The following is a 6,379-nucleotide window of genomic DNA, read 5'->3' as shown; positions in this document are numbered from 1 at the left end:
CCCACCCCGGCACCCCACCCGGCACCCGACCCAGCGCCGGATCCGGATCCAGCGCCGGAAACAGCACCGACCTACGACCCGCCGCCCTTCTGACGGCGAAGCCCGAGCGCCTGCAACGGATTTGATCGTTTCAACACAACGCCGAGGCCCCGAACCAGATGCGGTTCGGGGCCTCGGCGTTCGCTCGGCATTGGCAGGCCAGGGTTCAGTGCGCGGCGGGCGTGCTCACCGAGGCGGAAAGCTCCCCGATCAGGCGGCGGACGACGACTGCGGTGTCCTGCCACTCCTCGACGGCGATGCACTCGATACCCATGGCCTTGACCGGGTAGTCGTTGCCGCCGTCGTCGAGTCGGTCACCGATGAAGAGGACGTCGTCGTTGACGAGTCCGAGCTTCTCCTCGATTCGGCGCATTCCGTAGGACTTGTCGATGCCCTTGCGGGTGACATCGACGGAGGTCGAACCGCCACCGCGCACCTCGAGTCCCGGGACCAGTGCGGCGACGTAGGAGCGGAGTGCCTCCTTCTTCTCACCCGTCGGGTCCCACTGCTTCTTGGCATCGACCGGAGCGGCCTGGCCGAGAGCCGAGAAGGTGATCTGACTGCCGCGATCCTCGATGATGGGCCCCCAGGTCTTCTCCTCCCACAGCCCGAGTTCGACGGCACCGTCGGTGAGAGCCTTGATGACAGAGGATTTCTCGTCCTCCGTCAGTTCCTCGGAGTAGACCCTGGACCAGTCTTCCCCGGCCCACTCGTAGTACTGCGTCCCGCAGGTCGGCATCAGGTGGAGCTGCCGAAGGTGCGGTCCGGGAGTCAGTGCGTCCAGCACCTGCATCGAGAACTGCTCGAAGCGACCGCCCGAGATGATGCACACCGGTACCAGAGCGATCAATTCGTCCAGCAGGGTCGCCATCTCGGGGTCGACTCGCGACTTCGAAGGGGCAAGGGTGTCGTCCAGGTCAAAGGCGACCAGGCTGATCTTCTTCATGGGTATTCCTCCGCACCGGCGTCGCTCAGGACGCGTAGTGTCTGGCCGTCGAGTGGTTGTGCACCGGGTGCGACGACCCTACCTCCACCGCGGGGGCCCACGTTGCTGCGCCGATTCGGCGGAGAAGCTCCCCGTAGGCGACGACCGTGTTGTCCCAGCTGTGCGGATCGGTGTAGCGGTGGCCACGGGTGGCCGGCAACTCCGCGAGTACCGCGGCGAGACCGGCCGGGTCCTCAGGATCGACGAAGAAGGTGCCCTCGTAGCCACCGGCGGCCTCGACCAGACCACCGACACGGCTGACCACGACCGGAAGTCCGGAACTCATCGCGATGTGCAGAGGCCCCGACGAGGACGAACGACGGTAGGGGAGAACCACGGCATCGGCCGTCGCGAAATAGGCCGAGACCTCGGAGTCGGTCACGTAGCGGTCGACGACCTCGATCCGATCACGATTCGGGCTGGCGGCCACCGCTTCCCGGGGTGCCGTCCACCCCTCCCAGGTCTCGCCGACGAGCATCAACCGGGTGCGGTCCCGCACCTCTGCGGGCAGCAGGTCGAAGGCTGCAACGAGGTCCTCGACGCCCTTGTAGGGACGCACGACGCCGAAGTAGAGCAGAACGAAATCCTTCGGATCCTCGATCTCGACCGGAGGCTGTACCGCGGACAGGACCGAACCGATCGTCGCGGACGCCGGCGCTGCGTCAGCCTGACGATGGTGATCGTAGGGTCCGTGGGCAGCGATGGTGACCAGTTCGTCGGGCAGGAAGTAGGTGCGGCGCAGCAGGTTCAGGTCATACTCGGAGTGCACGACGTGACCGTCGACCATGTTCAGCAAGGCCTTCATAGCCTTCGTCACGTACCGGGTGACACCCGGGATCCGTGCCTCGCCGGTGTCCTGGACCTCGTGCCACTCGATGATGACCTTGCAACCCGACCGCTTGGCCAGTCGCGCCAGTCGGAGGTAGGAGTGCAGAACGGCTCCGGTCCACCACTGCAGGATCATCACCTGGGGCCGCTGCTCGTCCATGTATCGACGGGCCTTGCGCATGCTCGGGCCCCAGAACCAGTCCAGGCCGTCGAACACGTGCACCGAAGGTCCGTACTCGAGGTCGTTGACCTGTTCGCCGACGCGCTTTCGCCCCGGGTAGAGCGCGGTCGGCACCAACTGGCGCATCAGCAGGGTGCTGGTCGGCGCCACTTCTGCGATCGCGTTCGTCAGGCGGCAGGTGTAGTAGCTGATGCCAGAGGTGAAGCGCCATCCGGCACCGACCACCATCACGCGCGGGGCACCGGACGAGTCCTGGACGACGCTCAGTCTCGGCCTGCGCCTTGTCTTCTCGGTCATGCTCTTCTCGGTCATGCTCTTCTCCGTCATGCCGATGCTTCCTTGTACTGCGGTTCCGAGAACGTCACGGGGGCGGGACCACGGACGATCGTGTGAGCGGCACGCCGCTGGGCAACCCTGGCACGACGCCACTCGGTGCCGATGGTCTTGAGCACGCGTAGTCCGTCCTTGACGGCATTCAGGTTGCTCGCTCCGAACAGCCGGTCCTGCTCGACGCTCGGGACCTCGGTGACCCGGAGCTTGGCAACAGCCACCCGACAGTTGATGAGCGTCTCGATCTCGAACCCGTCGCCCCACAGCATGTCAGCCGATACCGGCTGCGGCAGAGGAAGATCGAGGTGAGGGAGCACATCGACCCAGAAGGCGTTGTAGCCGTAGCACAGGTCGCTGTAACCGGTCCGGAAGCCGATGTTGGTCAGCATCGTCAGACCCTTGTTGCCCATGTCGCGGATCCTGGTGATATCGGTGCTGCCACCACCGGCGAGCACCCGACTGCCTTTGGCGAAGTCGGCGCCGGCCATCAACGCGGCAACGAAGCGCGGGATCTCGGCCGGATCTGCACTGCCATCGGCATCGAACATCACGATGATGTCGCCGGTCGCCTCGGCGAATCCGACGGACAGTGCGTTCCCCTTGCCGCGTCGGGTCTGCTGGACGAAACGGGCGTCAGGACGGACCCGGGCCACGACCTCGACGGTGTCGTCCACGGAATGCCCGTCGACCACGATGATCTCGGCGTCGGCCGGAAGCATCGGCAGGACAACCTCGAGATTCCTGCCCTCATTGCGGGCAGGAACGATGATGCTGATCTTGGGCTGGCCTGTGGGTCGGGGGTGAACGGCGCGCATCCGGTACTCCTGGGAACATGAACTCCCGAGGTGGTCGGTCTCGCCTCTGACTCCCCGTCAAGCGAATGGCGACCGCTTGAGCCTGACGGATCAATGTCACCACCACGTGAACGACTCCTAAGATAGCCGATTCACCCGAACGATCGGGCGGATTAGGACCGAATGTTAGAAACCGCACTTTGCGTCATCAAATTCCCATCCGAACGAAGGCGGTCTCCGAATAGGCACCTCGAATGCGTGACCCAAACCGGTTCAGCCACGGAGCGTAATCAATGCCAGCCGAGGATCACGGTCCGACGTCCGCGACACCCCAGCCAGCGATTCCGGCGACACTCCGGTCGCCGGGCTGTCCATCCGGGCGTGGCGTCTCCTTGAGGACAAGCTCGCCACTGATGTGTACCACGCTTTACCCGACCGAGAGTGACCGGGCCTTCCAGGATGACCAACCCCCATCGTCCGTCGGTGGGCGCACGTGGGTTGATCGGCCCAGCACCACCGTTTCCACGGACTGTTGACGCTGAGTAATACTACGATTACGCTCAGCAAAGCACCCGGTTGGGCCGTTGACAGGCGCAATCGGTGCGCCGACACCGGTCGCGAGGGCGAGATCGATCGGTCTCCGCCACCGAGCGATGGGGTTCCGACATGGTGACAGCAGTTCCGCACGGATCGCGACGACGGCCAAGGCATCCGAGGAGGTGGGCGATTCTGTCCGCCGGCGTCGCTCTGGCCGTGGCGGTGGTCGGGACGGCCTCCGCGGGCACGGCCCTGGCGACGAGCTCCGCCGCCCCGACGCCTGCCAGCCAGGCCACCATCAAACTGATCCCGGCGACGAGCACTGCCACGACGACGGCGCGAACAGGATTCGTCACCCGGTCCGGGTCACGGTTGCTGTTGAACGGCAGCACGTTCCGGTTTGCCGGTGCGAACGAGTACTACCTGGGCCTTGACGACAACATCCGGGATGCCGGGGGCAACCCGACCTACCCGACGAAGGCCCGGATCGACGACGCTCTGAGCTCCGCCGTCGCGACCGGTGCCACCGTCATCCGATCGCACACGCTGGGAATCTCCGTCGGCTGTCCAGTGTGCCTGGAGCCCACTCCGGGGGTATTCGACGACAAGGCCCTGGCCTCGGCCGACTATGCGATCTACCGAGCGGCTCGGCTGGGGCTGAAGCTGATGATCCCACTGACCGACCAGTGGCGTTTCTATCACGGAGGCGAATCGACTTTCACTGGCTGGGCGGGCTATCCGAACAGTACGGATCAGAATGCGAATGCGGCCAACAACTCCGCGCAGCGACAGGCCGAGAGCTACTTCTACACAGACCCTTCGGTGGTGTCGGCATTTCGTGTCTACGTCGGCCACCTGCTGAACCACGTCAACCCGTACACCGGTCTGGCCTACAAGAACGACCCAACGATCATGGCCTGGGAGACCGGAAACGAGATCTGGACGGCTCAGCCCTCCTGGACGCAGAGCCTGGCGTCCTTCATCAAACACACGGTCGGGGCGAAGCAACTGGTCGCCGACGGCTCGGCCGCCAGCGGGATGTCAGTGGCAGATGCCGCGGTCGACGCGCCGGACGTCGACATCCTCGGAGGTCACTTCTACCCGGTGGACACGGCCTGGATGCAGCGTGATGCGGCGACCGCCGCGGCTCACCAGAAGGCCTACGTGGTCGGCGAATTCGACTGGACCGACGCCTCTGCGACCGCCGCGCTGATCGCCACGGTGCAGGCCGACCCGAACATCGCCGGCGACCTCTACTGGACCCTGATGCCGCATCTGGAGAACGGGTCACCGGAGCCCCACGACGACGGGTTCACCATGTACTCGCCGGCGCAGGACGCGGCTGCCGCCGAACTGTTGGCGGCTCTCACCAAGCATGCTCGTTGGATGTCAGCCAGCCGGTAGCCCAGGCTCTTGCGCCCGCCGGCCCGGGCAGCTCAGGGATTGTTCCGGGCTACCGCACTCATCTCGGCGAACAGCGGATCGCCGTCGCTGATCAGGATGTCGTAGCCATCGGTGATCTCGGTGGTCACGCTCCACAGCACGTACCCAATTGCCCCGGCGGCGAAGGCTGCATCCATCTTCGCGCGTAGCAGGGGGGCCCGGGCGGTCCGTTCCTCCGCGGTGCGGCCGAAAATACCGGCTTCCCCCACGAACAGCGGTTTGTCGAGACCGACGGCCAGTGCGAAGGAACAGCCGACTTTCGCATTCCGCTGGACACACTCGGCGGAGTCGGCGGCCGGTGGGGTCGAACCGGACCCGCCGGGCATCGGGCTCTGATCGGACCCCCAGTAGCCCCAGTCGTGAACCTCGGCCAGATCAATCTGCGAAAGGCCGTACACCGCGGTGAAATCGGGTCCGCTCGCGCCAAGCGCGCCGTTGCTCTGGGTACCGACGGTCAGCAGGTGCCTGGTGTCCACCGACCGGATCTGGGCGGCGATATCGGTGGCGAAGTCCACCAGGATCGGCCGGTCGAACGGATCCCTGGCCGCCGTGTCCGCTTCGTTCATCATGCTCCAACCGAGAATGGTCGGTTCGTCGGCATAGTGCGCGACAACGGTTTTGACGTAGTCACGGTAGGAGAGTGCGGCGTTGCCGTAAGGCACTTTGTAGCCCTCGCTGTACCAGGTGTCCCCCTTGTACGACGCCTTGGAGCTGGCCGGTTCGATGGTGGTGCAGTTTCCCGGTCCGTCCTCCAGCACCGGCAGCACCTTCATGCCCACCTCCTTCGCGGCGGCGATGACCCGATCGATCCCGCCGAAGTACGTTCCGCCCTGGGTGTAGGTCTGGTACGCCCAGAAGCGTAGGACGGTAGCCCCGCCCTGATCGTGCAGATATCGCAGCGTGGTCAGCAGATCGGCGTCGGACAGCCGCTTCCCGGGGTTGCAGCTGTAGATGTCCGTCGCCGCAGCGTCGTAGAGATTCGCGCCGACGAATCGGAACCGCTGCCCGTCCAGCATCAGCTCGCGACCTGAGCGTGTCACAAAACCCGAGTTCGCTTCGATGGACCGAGTAGTGCTGGTGACACCCGAGGTGGCGGCCGCGGTGGAACCCTGACCGGAGGTGGACGCGGTGATCGTGGTGGTCGTCGGGCCACCGCTCGTACAGCTGGACATGACCAGTGCCAGCACGGCGAGCAGGATCAGCGTTGCCATTCCGCCTCCGGCGAAGCCGAAGCGGCGGCGC

The 6,379-nt window shown here is 65.4% G+C and carries 5 protein-coding genes; 1 reads left to right on the top strand and 4 read right to left on the bottom strand.

Annotated elements, in window-relative coordinates; all coding sequences use genetic code 11:
- Window positions 1-205: 205 nt before the first annotated feature.
- The 3 genes from ABIB25_RS23770 to ABIB25_RS23760 are packed head-to-tail and all read right to left on the bottom strand — an operon-like array spanning window position 206 to window position 3,178.
- Entirely contained in the window at window positions 206-985 is a 780-nt protein-coding gene (locus tag ABIB25_RS23770) for an HAD-IIB family hydrolase (RefSeq protein WP_354531006.1), read from the bottom strand.
- A 25-nt stretch (window positions 986-1,010) separates the two neighbouring features.
- Window positions 1,011-2,360 (bottom strand): glycosyltransferase family 4 protein, encoded by a 1,350-nt coding sequence (locus tag ABIB25_RS23765; RefSeq protein ID WP_354531005.1) that lies wholly within the window; start codon window positions 2,358-2,360, stop codon window positions 1,011-1,013.
- Complete coding sequence (locus ABIB25_RS23760) at window positions 2,357-3,178, bottom strand: glycosyltransferase family 2 protein (RefSeq protein ID WP_354531004.1); 822 nt, start codon at window positions 3,176-3,178, stop codon at window positions 2,357-2,359. Before ABIB25_RS23760 ends, ABIB25_RS23765 begins: the two co-directional genes overlap by 4 nt.
- Before the next feature lie 645 nt (window positions 3,179-3,823).
- Here ABIB25_RS23760 and ABIB25_RS23755 point away from each other — a divergent pair.
- Window positions 3,824-5,098 (top strand): glycoside hydrolase 5 family protein, encoded by a 1,275-nt coding sequence (locus ABIB25_RS23755; RefSeq protein ID WP_354531003.1) that lies wholly within the window; start codon window positions 3,824-3,826, stop codon window positions 5,096-5,098.
- 32 nt (window positions 5,099-5,130) lie between these two features.
- On the opposite strand, the gene ABIB25_RS23750 is transcribed toward ABIB25_RS23755, so the two are convergent.
- Window positions 5,131-6,348 (bottom strand): cellulase family glycosylhydrolase, encoded by a 1,218-nt coding sequence (locus ABIB25_RS23750; RefSeq protein WP_354531002.1) that lies wholly within the window; start codon window positions 6,346-6,348, stop codon window positions 5,131-5,133.
- Window positions 6,349-6,379 lie beyond the last annotated feature (31 nt).

This window comes from Nakamurella sp. UYEF19, from assembly GCF_040546275.1.
GTDB lineage: Bacteria > Actinomycetota > Actinomycetes > Mycobacteriales > Nakamurellaceae > Nakamurella.
The sequence above is the reverse complement of the archived record's forward strand: the minus strand, read 5'-3'. Positions and strand labels throughout refer to the sequence as shown.